Here is a 19,349-nt window from a genome sequence, read left to right as displayed (position 1 = left end):
TACAACGGTGGTCCTTTCCAGCTGGTGGTCTTCCACTTCCTGATCGGCATCTACGCCTACATGGGCCGCGAGTGGGAGCTTTCCTACCGCTTGGGCATGCGCCCCTGGATCTGCGTCGCCTACAGCGCTCCTGTGGCCGCAGCATCTGCCGTGTTCCTGGTGTATCCCTTCGGTCAAGGCTCCTTCTCGGACGCCATGCCCCTGGGCATCTCCGGCACCTTCAACTACATGTTGGTGTTCCAGGCTGAGCACAACATCCTGATGCACCCCTTCCACATGCTGGGAGTGGCTGGTGTATTCGGTGGCAGCCTGTTCTCCGCCATGCACGGTTCACTTGTTACCAGCAGCCTGGTGCGTGAAACCACCGAGAGCGAGAGCCAGAACTACGGTTACAAGTTTGGCCAAGAAGAGGAGACCTACAACATCGTGGCTGCTCACGGCTACTTCGGTCGCCTGATCTTCCAATACGCCTCTTTCAACAACAGCCGTAGCCTCCACTTCTTCCTGGCTGCCTGGCCCGTGGTTGGCATCTGGTTCACCGCCCTTGGCGTGAGCACGATGGCCTTCAACCTCAACGGTTTCAACTTCAACCAGTCGATCCTCGACGGCCAAGGCCGTGTGGTGAACACCTGGGCAGACGTGCTGAACCGCGCTGGTCTGGGTATGGAAGTAATGCACGAGCGCAACGCTCACAACTTCCCGCTTGACCTTGCTGCTGCTACTGCCACACCCGTGGCACTGACCGCACCTGCAATCGGTTGATAGTCAACAGCCCAGCTACGGCTGGGTAATACGGAATCCCAAAAGCTCCCTTGAATAAGGGGGCTTTTTTGTTGCATGGGTGGTTGGGCTTGGTGGGCAGGATGAATATCAACCGCAAATAGGAAAAACATCAGAGCAGCCCCTACCCTGAATGCGCAAGTTGGCGCCGGCCATGCGGATTGCTATTTCTGGATCCCATTCCCTCGGGAAGTCCACGGTCGTAAATGATTGGGTTGCGCTTAATGGCGACTACATGCGCGAGGAGGAGCCATATCGAGTTCTTAGCTTGCGGGGTCCCTATGAGATTCTTTTTCGCGATGCCTCCACGCGATTGCATAACGGGATTCAGCTTTACTACAGCATTAGCCGTCTTAATCGCTATTCCACGCCTGCCCAGCAGGTCATCTTTGACAGGGCACCAGTTGATTACATTGCCTATTCCCAGTACACGGCAAACCAGCGTTCGACTGATATTGATGACGACTTCGTCATGTCAATGGTCTCTGCGGTAAGGGAATCTTTAGATCGTCTTGATATCTTGGCCTTCGTGCCTCAGTCTGATGATTGGCCGGTGGCCATGGAGGATGACGGTATTCGTCCGGTCGATCATTCCTACCGCGACGAGGTAGACGCTATTTTTAAGCAGATTTATCGAGATGGTCGTTTTGATATTTTGCCGAAAACGAGTCCGCCGTTGTTAATTGAGCTGGTGGGCTCGCCCGAGCACCGTTTGCTGCAGTTGGCCCAGGCGGTTGAGCAAGTGCAGGTCGAAACCCCCTGACGTTAAGGAGCTGTGATCAGGCTTTCGCTATTGATGTTATTTTTTAAGCCGGTGATCGGATTTGAACCGACGACCTACTGATTACGAATCAGTTGCTCTACCCCTGAGCTACACCGGCAGCTCAATGAAATTAGCATTCAGGGGTTGGCCTTGATGGGACGGGTAAGTGATGGGATCCAAGCCAGATTCAATTGATCCCGCCCTTAAGGCGAGGTTGCTCCAAGAAGCTCGTACCCCCTGGCGTGGTCTGCGGCGCGGTCTCTGGGTGGCCTTGGCAGCTTCTGGTGCTGTGGGGTTAGCAACGATGGCAATGCGATTGGCAAGCGGAGCTGAAGTTGCCTCAACCGACTTGCTGATCCAGGTCGGTGCGCTCAGCTTGTTCGGCAGTCTCTTCTGGTTGGATCGCAACCGTGTCGGCGACTGAAGACGCTTCAGGTTGGACGATAACCTCTGCTGCTCGAGCAGCAGGCAAGTCGTCAATTACCGGTTTGGCTGGTGCTGCCTGTCTGGCAACCGGCTGGGTGGTCAGAAGCGGGTTCAGCAGCAACAGGGGCAGTCCTAGGGACATTCGCTGGCTGACGAGCTGCTGCAGGCTCAGGGGTGGACGCTCAGGGAGGGTGGCGGGGTTGCGGATTAGCAGGGCGCTTGCCTGGATCAGCTGTTGCCACTGCCAGGTAATTACTGCTAGCAGCGGGCAGGCCACCAGCAGACTCACGAAGCGAGGGCTGGCGGCCAGTGGGGAGAGCGGCGTAGCTAGGGCGGCGTGCTGGTCTATCCACCAAAAAAGGGGCAGCAGGGCTGCAGCGCCAGCTGCCATCAGGAGCTTGTGCACCAGGCTGCTCTGCAGTGCCGCCAAGCTGAGCTGGGCCCCGCTCCTGGCTTTGATTGGTACCTGGATTACCAGCAAAGAGCAAACGTCGGCTGGGCGCTGCCAGAGCAGGATTGCTGGCCCTAGGGCGCCGATTGCCCAGGCCAGCATCCGCTCCAGCCCAGGCAGGGGGCCAGGATCAGCCCCCGCCAGCACAAGTACCAACCCCAAAAGCTCCAGTGGCACGGCCCCAAGGGCCACCAGCTGGAGCCAGAGCAGGGGCTCGCTGCGGGGGTTCACGGAGGTCAGATGGTGAGGGTTCGGCGCTGGGTGGCCAGTTTGAACGCCTCCACCCGATCCCCTTCCTGCCAGCCGGTGTAGCGGTCGGTGCCGATGCCGCACTCGAAGCCGGTAGCAACTTCCTTGACGTCGTCCTTGTTGCGACGCAGGGAGTCGAGGTCGCCCTCGAACACCTTCTCCTTGCCGCGCCACACCCGCACTTTGCAGTTGCGTTGCAGCTTGCCGCTGGTCACATAGCAACCAGCCACGGCACTGCGGCCAATGGTGAATACGGCGCGCACCTCGGCTTCGCCGAGGGACTCCTCCACCAACTCCGGCTCCAGCAGGCCTTCCATAGCCATCTGGATGTCTTCCAGCAGCTTGTAGATGACGTCGTAGTCGCGCACGTCGACGCCGGTGGCATCGGAGGCGCGTTTGGCGCCAGGGGCCATGGAGGTGTTGAAGCCAACGATCACGGCGCCGGAGGCGGCGGCTAGATCGACGTCGGTTTCGGTGATCTCGCCCGGTGCGGAGAGCAGAACCCGCACCTGCACCTCGCCCTGAGGGAGCCGCTCCAGGGAGCCGAGAATCGCCTCCACGGAGCCCTGCACGTCAGCTTTGAGGATCAAGTTGAGCTCCTTGAGCTCGCCCTCGCTGGCTTGGCCCGACATCGAGGCTAGGGAAACCCGGCGTGAAGCCATTTGCTGGGCAAGACGGGTGGCCCGTGCCTCGTTGGCGCGGTCGCCCACCACCGAGCGGGCGGTCTTCTCATCTGGATAGACCTCAAATTCGTCGCCAGCGGTTGGGACTTCGCTGAAGCCGAGGGCTTCAACGGCATAGGAAGGACCTGCCTCCTTAACCCTCTTGCCGGTGTCATCCACCATGGCTCGCACCTTGCCCAGTACCGGGCCGGCTGCCAGCACGTCACCAGCTTTGAGGGTGCCGTTCTGAATCAGCAAGGTGGCAACAGGACCCTTGGCCTTGTCGAGGTGAGCCTCGATCACGGTGCCCCGAGCCATGCGGTTCGGGTTGGCCTGAAGGTCTTCCACCTCGGTGACCAGCAGGATCATCTCCAGCAATTTGTCGACGTTCTCACCTCTGAGGGCGCTCACAGGCACCATCACAGTGTCGCCACCCCAGTCTTCAGCCACCAGTTCGAGGCCGGAGAGCTCCTGTTTGACCCGGTCGGGGGAGGCGCCTTCCTTGTCGATCTTGTTGATCGCCACCACGATCGGCACCTTGGCGGCCCGGGCATGGCTTATGGCTTCCAGGGTTTGGGGCCGAACACCATCATCGGCTGCCACCACCAGCACAGCCACGTCAGTGACCTTGGTGCCGCGGGCCCGCATGGCGGTGAATGCCTCGTGGCCCGGGGTGTCTAGGAAGGTGATCTTGCGTTGTTCGCCTGCGTGGGGGATCTCGACTTGATAGGCGCCGATGTGCTGGGTGATGCCGCCGGCTTCGCCCGCTGCAACCCTGGTTTTGCGGATTGCGTCCAGCAGGCTGGTCTTGCCGTGGTCGACGTGGCCCATCACGGTCACCACGGGTGGGCGACGGATTAGGTGGGCGCGATCGCTTTCCTCGATCATCTCGACCGTCTTGGCGGCCGCTGCCTCGACGTCGTCTTCGAGTACCGGTACGCCGAATTCCTCGGCCACCGCTTCGATTGTGGAGAGATCAAGGCTCTGGGTCACCGTGGCGATGACGCCCTTGAAGAAGAGGCTCTTGATGATCTCGGAGCTTTCCACGCCGAGCTTTTCGGCCAGCTCCTGCACGGTGAGGTTGCCCTCCGGCACGATCAGCATTTCGGGCCGAACGGCCTTGGCCTCGCGGGTTGCCCGCAGTTCCATGGCCCGGCGGCGCTGCCTCTGGCGGGTGGTTTCCTTCTTGCGCTTGCGCATCGCCGCCATGGGTTTGGCGGCAGGGGCGGGTGCGGTGCGGGGCTTGGCCGGTCGGGCCAGGCTGGCCTGCAACACATAGGCCTCCTGTTCACCGGCGTAGCCACCGGTTTCAGCCGTGAGCGCATCATCGTTTTCGCCGATGATGTGAACCTTGGTGCGCTGCTTTTGCGGCGTGCGGCTGCGCAGGGCCTCCAGTTTGGCGCTGTCGTCCCAGTCAGGGCGACGGGGGCGTCCTGCTGCACCAGCGGGAGTTGGCGCCCGGAAGCCAGGCCTTCTGGGGGCTGCTGGCGGGGTTGCGCTAGGTCGCACCAGTTCCGGGGTGCCGCCGGGGCTGCTGGGTGCACCTGCTGGGGCTTCGCTGCGGTCGCCGGGGCGCCGCGGCGGCGGAGCTGTGGGGCGGCCGGAGGGCTTCTGGAGCTGCATCAGCTCGCCAGGCGCCATTGGCTTGCGCATGCCGGCTGGCATACCCGGACGGCCAGGTGCAGCCGGGCGACCGGGAGCTCCCAGGCCAGTAGGTGCTCCAGGGGCTGCGCTATCGCGGCGAATCGGCTTGCCGACAAGCTCCAATGGGGTTGGGCCAGGACGGCCCCCAGCTCCAGGCTGGCCGGGACGGGTTGGAGCTGGCACGCCAGCGCGTTGGGGGCTGGCGGGACGCTGACTCAGGGGCGCCCTGCCTGCGGGCGGAGCCGGGCGGCTGCTGGTGGTGCCCGCAGGGGTGCTGATGGGCCTACCTACCAGCTGGGGCTTGCCGGGCGCTGGCCGCATCGGCAATTCCGGTTTGCGGCTCGCAGCTGGTGCCGGGGCTGCAGGGGCCGGGCGGGACGGGGCTGGTGTGGCGGGGCGAGCTGGTTTGGATGCAATCACCACAGGCTTGCTGGGTGAGGCAGCAGCGGGCCTTGCTGGTGCCGGTGGCTTGCTAGGTGCCGGTGGCTTGCTCACCAAAATGGGCTTGCTGGCAGCCGCCGGCTGTTTTACAGCTTCTGGTGCTTTTACAAGCTCAGGCTGTTTGGCAGCCTCCGGCTGCTTAGAGACCAGCTGAGGCTTGGCAATCACTTGTGGCTTGGAGGCCAGGGGTGGCTTGCTTGCCAAGGGCGGCTTGTTGGGCTGGGCTGGCTTACCCGCAGGAGCTGCGGCAGGACGGGCCGGTGGCATGACCGGCTTGGCTGCCGCCGGAGCGACCGGCCGGGGGCTGGTGGCTGGCTGGGGAGGGGCGGGTGATGTGACAGCGGTGGTCTCAGCCTTTTTGACGGAGAGGATCGCTTTCGGTGGAGCTGCAGAGGCCGGCGCCGCCGCCTTGCTGCCGTTCGAGCCGCCCTCGATCAAGGAGCGAATCCGTGTCGCTTCGTCGTCGCTGATCGAGCTGCTATGGCTCTTTGCCGCAACCCCCAGCTTCTCGGCGGCGTCGAGCACGTCCTTGTTCTCCAGACCTAAGTCCCGGGACAGCTCATAAATTCTGACTTTGCCGCTGCTGGTCATTCAGGTCTCCATGGGTCGGGGCCCAAGGGCCGCCATGCGGGGCCGAGGGGCACACCAGGCCGCACGCGCGCTGCGGCCAATGTTCATCTTGCCTCAGAGGCGAGATCGGCGCCTGGGGTCAGGCGCTTTTCCAGCGTTTCGACAATTGCATCTGCAACCTGGCAGCGCAGGGCCCGCTGCAGACGCTTACGTCGTTTCGCCTCTTCTAGACACGCCTGGTTGGGGCAGAGATAGGCCGAACGGCCCATGCCCTGATCCAACCCGAGTCCCCCTTCGGCCAGCCGAATTACCCGCCAAAGCTGCTGGCGATCCAGCAGCGCGCGGCAGGCAACGCAGCGCCGAAGCACGGCACGGCGACTCACCGGGCCTCTGCCTCGGTTGCCTGGGGCGCCTCCTCTGGAGCGGGCTCATATTCGGCCTCGGCCACCTCCTCTTCCTCGTAGTAACCGGCTTCGTCTTCTGGCAGCGGATATAGCTCCCGCAGACGGGCATCCTCCTCGGCTCGGGCGGCCTGTTCGATTTCAAGGCGGGCTTCGGCTTCGGCCTGAAGAGCCTCCTCCTCTTGCCGCTGAGCAATCAGCTCAGCCACGACCGCATCTTCCGATGCCTGGTCGTATTCGCCGGCATTTTTGATGTCGAGCTTCCAGCCGGTAAGGCGGGCGGCTAGACGCACGTTCTGGCCTTCGCGGCCAATGGCGAGGCTGAGCTGATCGGAGGGAACCAGCACGTGGGCGTGCTGGCCTTCAGGGTCGACCAGGCGCACCATCTCAACCCTTGCCGGGCTGAGGGAGTTGGCGATGTACTGGCCCGGGTCGGGCGACCAGCGAATCACGTCGATTTTCTCGCCACGCAGCTCGTTCACCACTTGCTGAATTCGGGAGCCGCGGGCGCCAATGCAGGCACCCACTGGATCAACTTCGCGCTCCACTGAGTCGACGGCCACCTTGGTGCGCGGGCCGACTGATCGGGAAGGGGGATTGGCTTCCCTGGCTACGGCGACGATTCGGACCGAACCCTCCTGGATCTCGGGAACTTCATTCTCGAACAAATAGACCACCAGGCCCGCGTTGGAGCGACTCACGAATAGCTGGGGGCCGCGCCGCGCCACCTCGCTCACTTCCTTGAGGAACACCTTGAAGGTGGCATTTGCCCTGTAGTTGTCGTTCGGCAGCTGGTCGCGGCGGGGGAGCTCGGCCTCAACCTCGGGGCGACCCAGGCCAGAACTCACGGCCATGATCACGCTTTGGCGCTCGAAGCGGATCACCCGAGCGGTGAGCACGGGATCTTCCAGGTCGGCGAACTCCTCTTGGATCATGCGGCGCTGCTGGTCACGCAGCTTCTGAGCCAGCACCTGCTTGGTGGTGGCGGCGGCCATGCGGCCGAAGTCGTCTTTCTCCGGGGTGACATCCAGCACCACCGTGTCGCCGATCTGGGCGTCATCGGCAACCTGCTGCACTTCGGCAAGGGCGATCTGGTGGTCTTCGCTCTCAACTTCCTCAACAATTATCTTCGAGGCCAGAACTCGGTATCCCTCCTCCTCCAGGTCCAAGCCCACATCGAAGTTGGAGAAGTAGTCCTCTTCGAAGGGGTCTTCGCTGATCCCGAGGTAGAGGGTGCGGCGGTAGCGCTCGTAGCCCTTGAGCAGGGCTTCCCGCAGGGCAGCCTCCACTACGGCGGGCGCAAGTTTCTTCTCGTCGCTGATGTCCTCGATCAGGTTATTCAGACCGGGGAGCAGAACCAGGGCCATGGATCAGGGGTGAGAAATGGTCAGGGAAAGGTCAGTCGGACTCGGATGGGGTGACCAGGCAGACGCTGATCACGGAGTCTCGGGGGATGCGCTGAGTGCGGCCGCGGATGTTGATGTGAACATCCGTCGCATCGCGCTCTAGGAGGAGCCCTTCGCGCCCTTGGTTGTCACGGCAGAGCACGACAACAGGAAATCCGCGAAATGAGCGGAAATCACGATCGTCGCGCAGGTCGTCGCTGACGCCAGGACTGCTGACCTCCAGCACATAAGCATCACCAAGCAGCTCAGCTGCCTCGATCGCCTCGGCCAGCGGTGCACTAAGGGAAGCGCACTCATCCAGGTTGATGTCACTGCCATCAGCCCGCTGCACCAGCACCTGCACCGTCATGGGGATGCGATGGGTGAAGACATGCACTCCTTTGAGCTCAAAGCCAGTAGCCACCACAGCCGCTTGGGCTAGGCGCTCCAGGTCTGGCAGGAGAGGGTGGGGCAATGGGGCGGGGAAGCTGGGGGCAGGTGGCCCGCCGGCTTGTGCAGTACTAAAACTGCCCTACAAACCACAGCTGTTCAGCAAAAAACTGAACTTTTAGCGAAGCGCTGAATGCTCAGCGAGGCGCCAAACCGTGATTAGAGGGTACGCCCGCCGGGCAAGCGATAACCCTAGGGGATGGACGGCTCACGGGCCAGGAGCCGCCGCCGGAGGTATTTCGATGATCGGGGCTTCGGCGAAGTAATCGCTTTGTTGGACGGTGCCCCTTTGGCTGGCGTCCTGATTCAGGCACTGTGCTTGCTGTTCGCCGGTGCGCAGGTATTGGCATACCCGTGCCCAGAGCTTTGCCCGGGTGCCCGGGCCTCCCTGGCTGAAGTGCACTAGGTCGTTGCCGCCAACCATGCCCTGGATTTCCACCTGGCAAAGGCTGCATCGCTGACGCGTGCCGGGGGGAATGGCTGTCATAGCTGCTGTGCGATCTGGATTCAATTTAGGTCGTTACAACCGCCTTCCTGCCCCTATCCCCAATCCCTGCCGGCTTGATGGGCTCCCTAGCCTCATAGCCATGCGTCAAAGAGCGTCGATGAAGTGGGTTGTGGGGGCGAGCTTGTCCTTCGTCAGGCTGGTTTGGACGGTCGGCCTCGGCCTAGCCCTGGGACTTGGATCTTTCAGCGCTGCTGCCCTAGCTCTGGAGCCTGGGGTCGATCCCATTGGGCAGGCCATTCCCCACAGCTTTGTGGCCGAGGCAGCTCGGGCCGTGGCGCCAGCGGTGGTGCGGATCGACACCGAGCGCGAGGTGGCTCGCCAAGCCTTTGATCCCGCCCTGCTCGATCCTTTGCTGCGCGATCTATTCGGCGATCCCTCCGGCAGCATGCGAGAGCGGGGGCAGGGGTCTGGCGTCGTAATCGATGCAGCCAAGGGCCTGGTACTCACTAACGCCCACGTGGTCGATCAGGTCGACAGCGTTGAGGTCACCTTGGCCGATGGTCGCCATGTGGACGGTGCGGTGGTGGGCGCAGATTCGGTGACCGATCTGGCCGTGGTCAAAATCTCCGGCGCGCGGGATTTGCGCTCCGCCCGCCTGGGCGACTCCGAGGCCCTGGAGGTGGGCGATTGGGCCATTGCCATGGGCAGCCCCTATGGGCTCGAACGCACCGTGACCCTGGGCATCGTTTCGAGCCTGCACCGCAATATCAACAGCCTGGGCTTCTCCGACAAGCGGCTCGATCTGATCCAAACCGATGCGGCCATCAATCCAGGCAATTCCGGTGGTCCGCTGATCAACGCCAGTGGCGAGGTGATCGGTATCAACACCCTGGTGCGCTCTGGACCAGGCGCAGGATTGGGATTTGCGATACCGATTAATTTGGCCCGAGGTGTGGCCAGCCAGCTCAGCAGCGGCGGCCAGGTAATTCACCCCTATCTGGGCTTGCAGTTGGTGCCGCTCACTGCTCGCCGCGCCCGGGACAACAATCGTGATCCCGAGGCTCTGTTGCAGCTGCCAGAGCGGGATGGTGCCCTAGTGCAAAGGGTGCTGCCCGCTAGTCCAGCGGAAACGGCTGGCCTGCGCCGCGGTGACCTGGTGGTGGCTGTGGCAGACCAGCCAGTGCCCGATCCGGCCAGCCTGCTGGAGCGTGTTGAGCGCAGCAGCGTTGGCGAGCCCCTGGCGCTCACGGTGGTTCGGGGTCAACGGGAACTCAGCCTGATGATCAAGCCGGCGGCCTTACCCCACTCCGGTTGAGCACTGCTACGGTCGCGGCCGATTCAGGAATATTTGATGTCGGATCTGCAGGACCGGATGAAGCAGGCAGTGGCTGCTGCGGCCACTGAGCAGATCCAGAGCGGCATGGTGGTCGGCCTGGGTTCCGGCTCCACCGCAGCCCTAATGATTCAGGCCCTAGGCGCCAAGCTCAAGAGCGGTGAACTCAGCGATGTGGTGGGTGTCACCACCTCCTTCCAAGGCGAGGTGCTGGCAGTTGAGCTCGGCATTCCGCTCAAGAGCCTTAATGCGATTGAGCGTATCGATCTTGCAATCGATGGCGCAGATGAGGTGGATCCCGCTTTTCAGTTGATCAAGGGCGGTGGTGCCTGCCACGTTCAGGAGAAATTGGTAGCAGTGCGGGCCGAGCGCTTTGTGGTGGTGGTGGATTCCACCAAACTGGTGGACACCCTCAACCTCGGCTTCCTACTGCCGGTGGAGGTGCTCCCCGGTGCCTGGCGTCAGGTGCAAGCCCAGCTAGCCGTGATGGGTGGCGATGCCCAGTTGCGCATGGCAGTCAAGAAGGCTGGTCCGGTGGTGACCGACCAGGGCAATCTCGTGCTGGATGTGAAATTCGCAGCTGGCATCAGCGATCCTGCGGGACTGGAGCCGGCGATCAACAACCTGCCGGGCGTGCTGGAGAACGGCCTGTTCGTGAACATCACCGAACAGGTGCTGGTCGGTGAAATCGTGGATGGAGAGCCCCGGGTGCGGGATCTGGTCAAGCGCTGAGGCTCAGCCCCCAACCGCGCTTCCGTCTCCGCACAGCTGCAGCAGCACCTGGCGCTGACGGGGGCCATCCAATTCCACCAGCAGCACGGCCTGGTAGCGGCCCAGGCCCAAGCGGCCGTCCACTACCGGCAGGGTGAGGTGATTGCCCAGCTTCAGGGCGATCAGGTGGGCATGGGCGTTGCGCGGCTCATCGGCGGGAATCCCCGGCCGCAGATGCAGGTCGTTATGGGCGTAGGCCCGGTCGGGGGGCGTCAGGGCCAGGAAGTGGCGCTGGATGTCGCCCAGCAACCGTTCCTCGGCCTCGTTCACGACCAGGGCGGTGGTGGTGTGCTGGCCGGCGGCCACCAGCAGACCGTTCCTAATTCCGGTGGCATCCACGAAATCCTGCAGGTCGGCGCTGATGTCGTGGCAGCTGAAGTTGGCCGTGGTGGTGCGTTCCAGCCGGGTGGAGTGAAACGTCACCATGGCGAGGCAAAGTCCCCCATCTCAGTTCAGCCTGCGCCTGACCGACTCGGCGTGACTGTGCAGCCCCTCGCTTTCGGCCAGGGTGATCACAGCAGGCCCGGTGGCCTCCAGGGCCTCCCGGTTAAAGCGGATCAGGCTGGTGTGGCGCATAAAGGTCTCCACACTCAGGGCCCCGGCGAAGCGAGCCGTGCCGGCGGTCGGCAGGGTGTGGTTGGGGCCGGCTAGGTAGTCGCCGACGGCCTCTGGGGTGTACGGACCCATAAAGATGGCGCCCGCGTGCTTGATCTGTTCGGCCAGGCTTTCGGGGTCTTGCACCAGCAGCTCCAGATGTTCGGGGGCGAAGCAATCGCTGAGTTGGGCGGCGCGGCCAAGGCTGTCGCAGAGCACGATTAGCCCCCAGTCGTTGAGGGCGGTGCGGGTGATTTCAGCCCTGGGGTGGTTTTCAAGTTGGTCCTCCAGGGCTGCTGGCATGGCGGCGGCCAGCTCCGGGCTGGTGGTCAGCAGGATGGCGGCGGCTAGGGGGTCGTGCTCGGCCTGGGCCAGCAGGTCGGCGGCTACTTGGTCTGCCCTGGCGCTGTGGTCGGCGATCACCAGCACCTCACTGGGGCCGGCCAGCGAATCGATTGCCACGCGGCCGTAGACCGCTTTTTTGGCCAGGGTTACGTAGAGGTTGCCAGGGCCGCTGATCACGTCTACCCGGGGAATGGTGGCGGTACCGAAGGCAAGGGCGCCGATCGCCTGGGCGCCCCCAACCCGATACACCTCCTCGACCCCGGCCAGGTGGGCGGCCGCCAGCACGGTTTCATGGGGTTCGCCGCCGGGGCCTGGGGGCGTCACCATTACGAGCCGCTGCACCCCGGCTACCCGCGCCGGCACCGCATTCATCAGCACGGTGCTGGGGTACGAAGCCCGTCCCCCAGGCACGTAAAGGCCGGCCCTCTGCACCGGCCGCCAGCGCCGGCCCAACAGTTCGCCATGGGGACCGGTGACGGCCAGGTCGGCCGGCAGTTGAAGCTGGTGGAAAGCGAGGATTCGCTGGTGCGCCAGGCGCAGGGCGTCCTTAAGGGATTCCGGTGTGGCTTGCCAGGCGTCAGCCAGCCGCTGTGGCGGAATCCGCAGGGGATCGGGGCGCACGCCATCAAAGCGTTCGGTGAGCTCCATCAGGGCGGCATCGCCTTCCGCTTGCACCCTGGAGAGGATCTCCTCGACCCGAACCATCTCCTCGCGCAGGCGCCCGCCACTGGTGCGTTCGGCGATGGTTGCCAGTCGATCAGCGGTGGCGTTTGAACCGTCATCGCGCAGGCAGCTGATCGATAGGGCAACAGGCGTTGCGACCACGGAAAGGCTCAGGGTTACAAGATTGTCAAGTTAGGCCGGCACAGCTCTTGCAGGCGGTGAGGGTTCTTAGGAGGGCCTGGCGGTAGGATCTACCTTCTCTGATCAAGCGTCCGTCCGCCTGTGGCCAATAACACCTCATCGAAGAAGCGCATTGAGGTTGCTGAGCGCAACCGTCTTCGCAACCGCACCTACAAGTCGGCCCTGCGCACCTTGATGAAGCGCTGCTTCACCGCTTGCAGCGCCTACTCCCAGACCCCTGGTGAAGACGCCAAGACGGTTGTTCAAACCACTATGAACGCAGCTTTCAGCAAGATTGATAAGGCTGTGAAGGTGGGTGTGCTTCACCGCAACACCGGAGCCAACCAGAAGTCGCGCATCAGTGCTGCTGTGAAGCAGGTGACCGCGCCGGCCGCAGCCGCCCAAGCCTGAACCAGGTCCCGTCCGTGATTGCCTCGCCAGCATCGATCGAATCGGGTTTGCCCGTTTTGGTTGACAGCCACTGCCACATCGTTTTTCGCAATTTCGACGACGATCTGGAGGAAGTGGCCCAGCGCTGGCGTGATGCTGGAGTTCGTTCCCTGGTGCATGCCTGCGTTGAGCCTGGGGAAATTCCAGCGATTCGCGCCTTGGCAGATCGTTTTGAAGAGTTGCGCTATTCCGTAGGGGTCCATCCGCTCGATACCGAGCATTGGCAGCCCGACACGCCAGAGATTTTGCGTCAAGCCGCCCAGGCTGATAGCCGGGTTGTGGCGATCGGAGAACTCGGCCTCGATCTGTTCCGTGAGCAGAATCTGGCTGCCCAGCTGGCCATGCTCGAGCCCCAGCTTGATTTGGCAGTGGAGCTAGACCTGCCTGTGATCGTCCATTGCCGCGACGCTGCCGAGCCGATGTTGACCTTGCTGAGGCAACGGGCCTCCCTAGGTGGCTGCCCTAGCGGGGTGATGCATTGCTGGGGCGGAGATCCTGGAGAGATGGCTGGTTTCTTAGAGCTCGGTTTCTTCATCAGCTTTAGCGGCACGGTGACTTTCCCCAAGGCGGAAGCCACCCATGCCTGCGCCCGCCAGGTGCCTGCCGATCGCTACCTAGTGGAGACCGATTGCCCCTTCTTGGCGCCGGTGCCCCGCCGCGGCAAGCGCAACGAACCGGCTTTTGTGGCGGCGGTAGCAGCCCGGGTCGCTGATTTGCGTGGGCAAACCCTCACAGAAGTGGCTCATACCAGCAGTTCCAACGCGGCAAGGCTGTTCGGACTGCCGCTTCACAATGTATGATGTTTTATTGGTGTGGAAGCGGAAGCGCTGCTTGTTGTCGACGTCTGCATTCTTGAAGCGACCCCGTTAAGCATGCCCCCGCGGGCAGCCGTTCCCTACGAGGGGAGCGGCTGTTTGTGTGGTCGGTTGCGGAGCATTCAAGTCAGCGGTGAGCGACATCAGATGCGTTCCACTGCCCACTCCTTATCCACCCGTTCCTGCAGGTTCACCGCATGAGCAGCGCGATCCAGGTCGCCAAGACCGCCACTTACCTCCCCGATTTGGTGGAGGTGCAGCGCGCGAGCTTCAAATGGTTCCTGGAGAAGGGCCTGATCGAAGAGCTCGAGAGCTTTTCGCCGATTACTGACTACACCGGCAAGCTTGAGCTGCACTTCATCGGTAGCGAGTACCGCCTGAAGCGCCCGCGTCACGACGTTGAAGAAGCAAAGCGTCGTGACGCGACCTTTGCATCCCAGATGTATGTCACCTGTCGCCTGGTTAATAAGGAGACAGGGGAGATCAAGGAGCAAGAGGTTTTCATTGGCGAGCTGCCCTTGATGACCGAGCGAGGCACCTTCATCATCAACGGTGCCGAGCGGGTGATCGTCAACCAGATCGTGCGCTCACCTGGCGTCTATTTCAAGGACGAGCAGGATAAAAACGGCCGTAAAACCTTCAACGCCAGCCTGATCCCCAACCGCGGTGCCTGGTTGAAGTTTGAAACTGATAAAAACGACCTGCTGCACGTTCGTGTCGACAAGACGCGCAAGATCAACGCCCACGTGTTAATGCGGGCTATCGGCCTGTCTGACAACGACGTGCTCGATAAACTTCGCCATCCCGAGTATTACCAGAAGTCGATCGAGTCGGCCAACGACGAGGGCATTTCTTCCGAAGATCAAGCTCTGCTTGAGCTCTACAAAAAGCTGCGTCCAGGTGAGCCTCCCTCTGTCAGCGGCGGCCAGACCCTGCTGCACAGCCGCTTCTTCGATGCCAAGCGCTACGACCTAGGTCGCGTCGGTCGTTACAAGATCAATAAAAAGCTGCGCCTCACCATCCCCGATGCGGTGCGCACCCTCACCCCTGAGGACGTGCTCAGCACCATCGACTACTTGATCAATCTCGAGCTCGATGTGGGCGGCGCCAGCCTCGATGACATCGACCACCTCGGCAATCGCCGGGTGCGCTCAGTGGGAGAGCTGCTGCAAAACCAGGTGCGGGTCGGTCTCAACCGGCTCGAGCGCATCATCAAAGAGCGCATGACGGTCGGTGAAACCGAATCGCTTACCCCTGCCCAGCTGGTGAACCCCAAGCCCCTAGTGGCGGCGATCAAGGAGTTCTTTGGCTCCAGCCAGCTGAGTCAGTTCATGGACCAGACCAACCCGCTGGCGGAGCTAACCCACAAGCGCCGGATCAGCGCCTTGGGCCCAGGTGGTTTGACCCGCGAACGGGCCGGCTTTGCGGTTCGCGACATCCACCCGTCCCACTACGGGCGCATCTGCCCGATCGAGACACCGGAAGGACCAAATGCAGGCTTGATTGGCTCCCTGGCTACCCACGCCCGAGTCAATGAGTACGGCTTCATCGAGACGCCGTTCTGGAGGGTGGAAGAGGGCATCGTTCACAAGAGCGGTGATCCCATCTACATTTCTGCTGATCTCGAGGATGAGTGCCGCGTAGCCCCTGGCGACGTGCCCACCAATTCCGATGGCTACATCACCGCAGATCTGGTGCCTGTGCGCTACCGCCAGGACTTTGAGAAGGTGCCCCCTGAGCAGGTCGATTACGTCCAGCTCTCGCCGGTGCAGGTGATCTCGGTGGCTACCTCCTTGATCCCCTTCCTGGAGCATGACGACGCCAACCGGGCCCTAATGGGTTCGAACATGCAGCGCCAGGCCGTGCCTCTGCTGCGGCCAGAGCGCCCCTTGGTGGGTACCGGTCTGGAAACCCAGGTGGCCCGCGACTCCGGCATGGTGCCGATCACCCGGGTCAATGGCACGGTCACTTTTGTCGATGCCACAGCCATCGTGATTCGCGATGAGCAGGGCACCGACCATGTGCACCACCTACAGAAGTACCAGCGCTCCAACCAGGACACCTGCCTCAACCAGCGTCCGATCGTCCGCCAGGGCGATCCGGTGATTGCCGGTCAAGTGCTGGCCGATGGTTCTGCCTGCGAGGGCGGCGAGATCGCCCTGGGGCAAAACGTGCTGATCGCCTACATGCCCTGGGAGGGCTACAACTATGAGGACGCGATCCTGCTGAGCGATCGTCTAGTGCATGACGATCTATACACCTCGGTTCACATCGAGAAGTACGAGATCGAAGCCCGTCAAACCAAGCTTGGGCCTGAGGAGATCACGCGAGAAATTCCTAATGTGGCCGAGGAGAGCCTGGGCCACCTCGACGAGATGGGAATTATCCGCATCGGCGCCTACGTCGAAAGCGGCGACATCTTGGTGGGCAAGGTGACCCCCAAGGGTGAATCCGACCAACCCCCAGAGGAGAAGCTGCTGCGCGCGATCTTCGGCGAGAAGGCCCGCGACGTCCGTGACAACTCCCTGCGAGTGCCCGGCACTGAAAGGGGTCGGGTTGTGGACGTGCGCATCTACACCCGCGAGCAGGGCGACGAACTGCCGCCCGGCGCCAACATGGTTGTGCGGGTCTATGTGGCCCAGCGTCGCAAGATTCAGGTTGGCGACAAGATGGCCGGCCGCCACGGCAACAAAGGCATCATCAGCCGGATCCTGCCCCAGCAGGACATGCCTTACCTGCCCGATGGCACCCCCATCGATATCGTGCTCAACCCCCTAGGGGTACCGAGCCGCATGAACGTGGGCCAGGTGTTCGAGTGCCTGATGGGTTGGGCGTCTTCCCACCTCGACTGCCGAGTCAAGGTGGTGCCATTTGACGAGATGCACGGCGCTGAAAAGTCGAAACAGACCGTGCAGGCTTACCTCGAGGAAGCCGCCAAATTGCCCGGCAAGGAATGGGTCTACAACCCCGATAACCCAGGCAAGATTCAGTTGATCGACGGCCGCAGCGGTGAGCCTTTTGACCAGCCCGTGACTGTTGGGTACGCCCACATTCTCAAGCTGGTTCACCTGGTGGACGACAAGATCCACGCCCGCTCTACCGGCCCCTACTCCCTGGTTACCCAGCAGCCTTTGGGCGGCAAGGCCCAGCAGGGCGGCCAGCGTCTCGGTGAGATGGAGGTCTGGGCTCTTGAGGCCTATGGCGCCGCCTACACCCTGCAGGAACTGCTCACCGTCAAGTCCGATGACATGCAGGGCCGCAACGAGGCCCTCAACGCCATCGTTAAAGGCAAGCCGATTCCCCGCCCTGGCACGCCGGAGTCGTTCAAGGTGCTGATGCGCGAGCTTCAGTCGCTGGGTCTAGACATCGCCGTCTATACCGCCGCCGGCGAAGAAGTGGATCTGATGCAGGACGTCAACCCCCGCCGCAGTACCCCCAGCCGCCCCACCTACGAATCCCTCGGCGTCGCGGACTATGACGACGACTGATCGCTGATTGATCGCGGATCGCTCCTCCAGCGGGCGAAGCCGTGCCTCCCATTCCTTTCTCGATCTCCGCGAGCTGCAAGCCGATGTCCAACAGCAACCTCCGCACCGAAAACCACTTCGACTACGTCAAGATCACCTTGGCGTCGCCGGAGAGGATCATGCAGTGGGGGCAGCGCACGCTGCCCAACGGTCAAGTGGTGGGTGAGGTAACCAAGCCCGAAACCATCAACTACCGCACGCTGAAGCCCGAGATGGACGGGCTCTTCTGCGAGAAGATCTTTGGCCCGTCCAAGGACTGGGAGTGCCACTGCGGCAAGTACAAAAGGGTGCGCCACCGCGGCATCGTCTGCGAGCGCTGTGGTGTGGAGGTGACGGAGAGCCGGGTGCGCCGTCACCGCATGGGTTTCATCAAGCTGGCTGCCCCCGTATCCCACGTTTGGTATCTCAAGGGCATTCCCAGCTATGTAGCGATCCTGCTCGACATGCCCCTGCGGGATGTGGAGCAGATTGTTTACTTCAACTGCTACGTGGTGCTCGATCCGGGCGACCACAAGGACCTCACCTACAAGCAACTTCTTACGGAAGATGAGTGGCTGGAGATCGAGGACCAGATCTATGCCGAGGATTCGGATATTGAGAATGAGCCCGTAGTGGGCATCGGCGCCGAGGCCTTGAAGCAACTGCTGGAAGATCTTGAACTCAACGAGACCGCCGAGCAGCTGCGTGGGGACATTGAGGCCAGCAAGGGGCAAAAGCGTGCCAAGCTAATCAAGCGCCTGCGCGTGATCGACAACTTCATCGCCACCGGTGCCCGTCCCGACTGGATGGTGCTCGATGTGATCCCGGTGATTCCGCCCGACCTGCGCCCGATGGTGCAGCTTGATGGCGGCCGCTTCGCCACCTCAGACCTCAACGATCTCTACCGCCGCGTCATCAACCGGAATAACCGGTTGGCCCGTTTGCAGGAGATCCTGGCTCCTGAAATCATCGTTCGCAATGAGAAGCGGATGCTGCAGGAGGCGGTAGACGCTCTAATCGACAACGGCCGCCGTGGTCGCACCGTGGTGGGGGCCAACAACCGAGCTCTGAAGTCGCTGAGCGACATCATCGAGGGCAAGCAGGGTCGCTTCCGTCAAAACCTGCTTGGTAAGCGGGTCGACTACTCCGGTCGTTCCGTGATCGTGGTGGGTCCGAAGCTGAAGATGCACCAGTGCGGCCTGCCTAAGGAGATGGCGATCGAGTTGTTCCAGCCGTTCGTGATTCATCGCCTGATCCGCCAGAACATCGTCAACAACATCAAGGCCGCTAAGAAGTTGATTCAGCGCGCCGACGATGAAGTGATGCAGGTGCTTCAGGAGGTGATCGAAGGTCACCCGATCCTGCTGAACCGAGCTCCGACCCTGCACCGTCTTGGCATCCAGGCCTTTGAGCCGAAACTTGTTGATGGTCGCGCCATCCAGCTGCACCCACTGGTATGTCCGGCCTTTAACGCCGACTTTGACGGTGACCAGATGGCCGTGCACGTGCCGCTGGCGATCGAAGCTCAAACTGAGGCCCGCATGTTGATGTTGGCTAGCAACAACATCCTTTCGCCTGCCACTGGCGAGCCGATCATCACCCCTTCCCAGGACATGGTTCTTGGCGCTTACTACCTCACGGCCGAAAAGCCTGGAGCCATCAAGCCTGAATTTGGCGACCGGGCCAAGACCTTCGCCAACCTCGACGATGTGATCGATGCCTATGAGGAGAAGCATCTTCACCTCCACGATTGGATCTGGGTGCGTTTCAACGGCGAGGTGGAGAACGACGACGAGGACAAGCAGCCCCAAAAAGAAGAAACGCTCAGCGATGGCACTCGCATCGAGCAGTGGCTGTTCCGTCGCGATCGCTTTGATGAAGATGGTGCCCTTATTAGCCGCTACCTGCTCACCACCGTGGGTCGCGTCGTGATCAACCACACGATCATCGACGCCGTGGCTGCGACCTGACGGCCGTTCCGGATTCAAGGTTCCGGGTTTCCGTTTTCCTTCCTCTTACGCC

General features: G+C 62.3%; 17 protein-coding genes and 1 tRNA gene. 9 read left to right on the top strand and 9 right to left on the bottom strand.

The genetic code is table 11. The features are described from left to right. Together KBY72_RS01420 and KBY72_RS01415 are read left to right on the top strand one after the other, a co-directional pair. On the top strand, positions 1-762 hold a 762-nt coding region (locus KBY72_RS01420; RefSeq protein ID WP_254992953.1), incomplete at its 5' end, for a photosystem II q(b) protein. A gap of 151 nt (positions 763-913) precedes the next feature. Further along, positions 914-1,543 carry an AAA family ATPase gene (locus tag KBY72_RS01415; RefSeq protein WP_254959882.1) on the top strand — a complete coding sequence of 210 codons (630 nt, stop codon included), beginning with the start codon at positions 914-916 and terminating at the stop codon, positions 1,541-1,543. 46 nt (positions 1,544-1,589) lie between these two features. Here the strand turns inward: KBY72_RS01415 and KBY72_RS01410 are convergent. Then, positions 1,590-1,661: transfer RNA gene (locus KBY72_RS01410), tRNA-Thr, on the bottom strand. A 51-nt stretch (positions 1,662-1,712) separates the two neighbouring features. On the opposite strand from KBY72_RS01410, the gene KBY72_RS01405 reads away from it, so the two are divergent. Beyond that, positions 1,713-1,967 (top strand): DUF3493 domain-containing protein, encoded by a 255-nt coding sequence (locus KBY72_RS01405; RefSeq protein ID WP_254959881.1) that lies wholly within the window; start codon positions 1,713-1,715, stop codon positions 1,965-1,967. Here KBY72_RS01405 and KBY72_RS01400 read toward each other — a convergent pair. The 6 genes from KBY72_RS01400 to KBY72_RS01375 all read right to left on the bottom strand — a co-directional run bounded on the left by KBY72_RS01400 (position 1,884) and on the right by KBY72_RS01375 (position 8,709). Then, on the bottom strand, positions 1,884-2,651 hold the full coding sequence (locus KBY72_RS01400; RefSeq protein ID WP_254959880.1) for a low-complexity tail membrane protein: 768 nt from the start codon (positions 2,649-2,651) through the stop codon (positions 1,884-1,886). The genes KBY72_RS01405 and KBY72_RS01400 overlap by 84 nt on opposite strands. A gap of 5 nt (positions 2,652-2,656) precedes the next feature. Next, the gene (gene infB / locus KBY72_RS01395) at positions 2,657-6,007 is read right to left on the bottom strand and encodes a translation initiation factor IF-2 (protein ID WP_254959879.1); all 3,351 of its coding nucleotides are present in this window, start codon (positions 6,005-6,007) and stop codon (positions 2,657-2,659) included. An 83-nt stretch (positions 6,008-6,090) separates the two neighbouring features. Next, the gene (locus KBY72_RS01390; RefSeq protein WP_106502372.1) at positions 6,091-6,369 is read right to left on the bottom strand and encodes a YlxR family protein; all 279 of its coding nucleotides are present in this window, start codon (positions 6,367-6,369) and stop codon (positions 6,091-6,093) included. Beyond that, a complete protein-coding gene (gene nusA / locus KBY72_RS01385) occupies positions 6,366-7,754 on the bottom strand; it encodes a transcription termination factor NusA (RefSeq protein ID WP_254959878.1) in 1,389 nt (462 codons plus the stop codon). Before nusA ends, KBY72_RS01390 begins: the two co-directional genes overlap by 4 nt. A 31-nt stretch (positions 7,755-7,785) precedes the next feature. Next, complete coding sequence (locus tag KBY72_RS01380) at positions 7,786-8,247, bottom strand: ribosome assembly cofactor RimP (RefSeq protein ID WP_254959877.1); 462 nt, start codon at positions 8,245-8,247, stop codon at positions 7,786-7,788. A gap of 183 nt (positions 8,248-8,430) precedes the next feature. Beyond that, positions 8,431-8,709 (bottom strand): hypothetical protein, encoded by a 279-nt coding sequence (locus KBY72_RS01375; protein ID WP_254992952.1) that lies wholly within the window; start codon positions 8,707-8,709, stop codon positions 8,431-8,433. Between the two features lie 100 nt (positions 8,710-8,809). On the opposite strand from KBY72_RS01375, the gene KBY72_RS01370 reads away from it, so the two are divergent. Continuing rightward, positions 8,810-9,985: a trypsin-like peptidase domain-containing protein gene (locus KBY72_RS01370; RefSeq protein ID WP_409995473.1), complete on the top strand. Its 1,176-nt coding sequence runs from the start codon at positions 8,810-8,812 to the stop codon at positions 9,983-9,985. A 36-nt stretch (positions 9,986-10,021) separates the two neighbouring features. Next, positions 10,022-10,735, top strand: a complete 714-nt coding sequence (gene rpiA, locus KBY72_RS01365; protein WP_254959874.1) for a ribose-5-phosphate isomerase RpiA — start codon at positions 10,022-10,024, stop codon at positions 10,733-10,735. A gap of 3 nt (positions 10,736-10,738) precedes the next feature. Here rpiA and KBY72_RS01360 read toward each other — a convergent pair whose 3' ends face one another. Further along, positions 10,739-11,200 carry a secondary thiamine-phosphate synthase enzyme YjbQ gene (locus KBY72_RS01360; protein WP_254959873.1) on the bottom strand — a complete coding sequence of 154 codons (462 nt, stop codon included), beginning with the start codon at positions 11,198-11,200 and terminating at the stop codon, positions 10,739-10,741. A 21-nt stretch (positions 11,201-11,221) separates the two neighbouring features. Further along, positions 11,222-12,538 (bottom strand): histidinol dehydrogenase, encoded by a 1,317-nt coding sequence (gene hisD, locus KBY72_RS01355; protein WP_396121798.1) that lies wholly within the window; start codon positions 12,536-12,538, stop codon positions 11,222-11,224. A gap of 120 nt (positions 12,539-12,658) precedes the next feature. Between hisD and rpsT the strand changes: the two genes are divergently transcribed. The 4 genes from rpsT to KBY72_RS01335 all read left to right on the top strand — a co-directional run bounded on the left by rpsT (position 12,659) and on the right by KBY72_RS01335 (position 19,297). After that, positions 12,659-12,967: a 30S ribosomal protein S20 gene (gene rpsT, locus KBY72_RS01350; RefSeq protein ID WP_254959872.1), complete on the top strand. Its 309-nt coding sequence runs from the start codon at positions 12,659-12,661 to the stop codon at positions 12,965-12,967. 17 nt (positions 12,968-12,984) lie between these two features. Next, entirely contained in the window at positions 12,985-13,806 is an 822-nt protein-coding gene (locus tag KBY72_RS01345; protein WP_254959900.1) for a TatD family hydrolase, read from the top strand. Positions 13,807-14,018: 212 nt separating this feature from the next. After that, positions 14,019-17,309 carry a DNA-directed RNA polymerase subunit beta gene (gene rpoB / locus KBY72_RS01340; RefSeq protein WP_254959871.1) on the top strand — a complete coding sequence of 1,097 codons (3,291 nt, stop codon included), beginning with the start codon at positions 14,019-14,021 and terminating at the stop codon, positions 17,307-17,309. Positions 17,310-17,392: 83 nt separating this feature from the next. Continuing rightward, on the top strand, positions 17,393-19,297 hold the full coding sequence (locus KBY72_RS01335) for a DNA-directed RNA polymerase subunit gamma (protein ID WP_254959870.1): 1,905 nt from the start codon (positions 17,393-17,395) through the stop codon (positions 19,295-19,297). Positions 19,298-19,349 lie beyond the last annotated feature (52 nt).

The organism is Cyanobium sp. BA5m-21, assembly GCF_024346235.1.
GTDB lineage: Bacteria > Cyanobacteriota > Cyanobacteriia > PCC-6307 > Cyanobiaceae > Cyanobium_A > Cyanobium_A usitatum.
The sequence above is the reverse complement of the archived record's forward strand: the minus strand, read 5'-3'. Positions and strand labels throughout refer to the sequence as shown.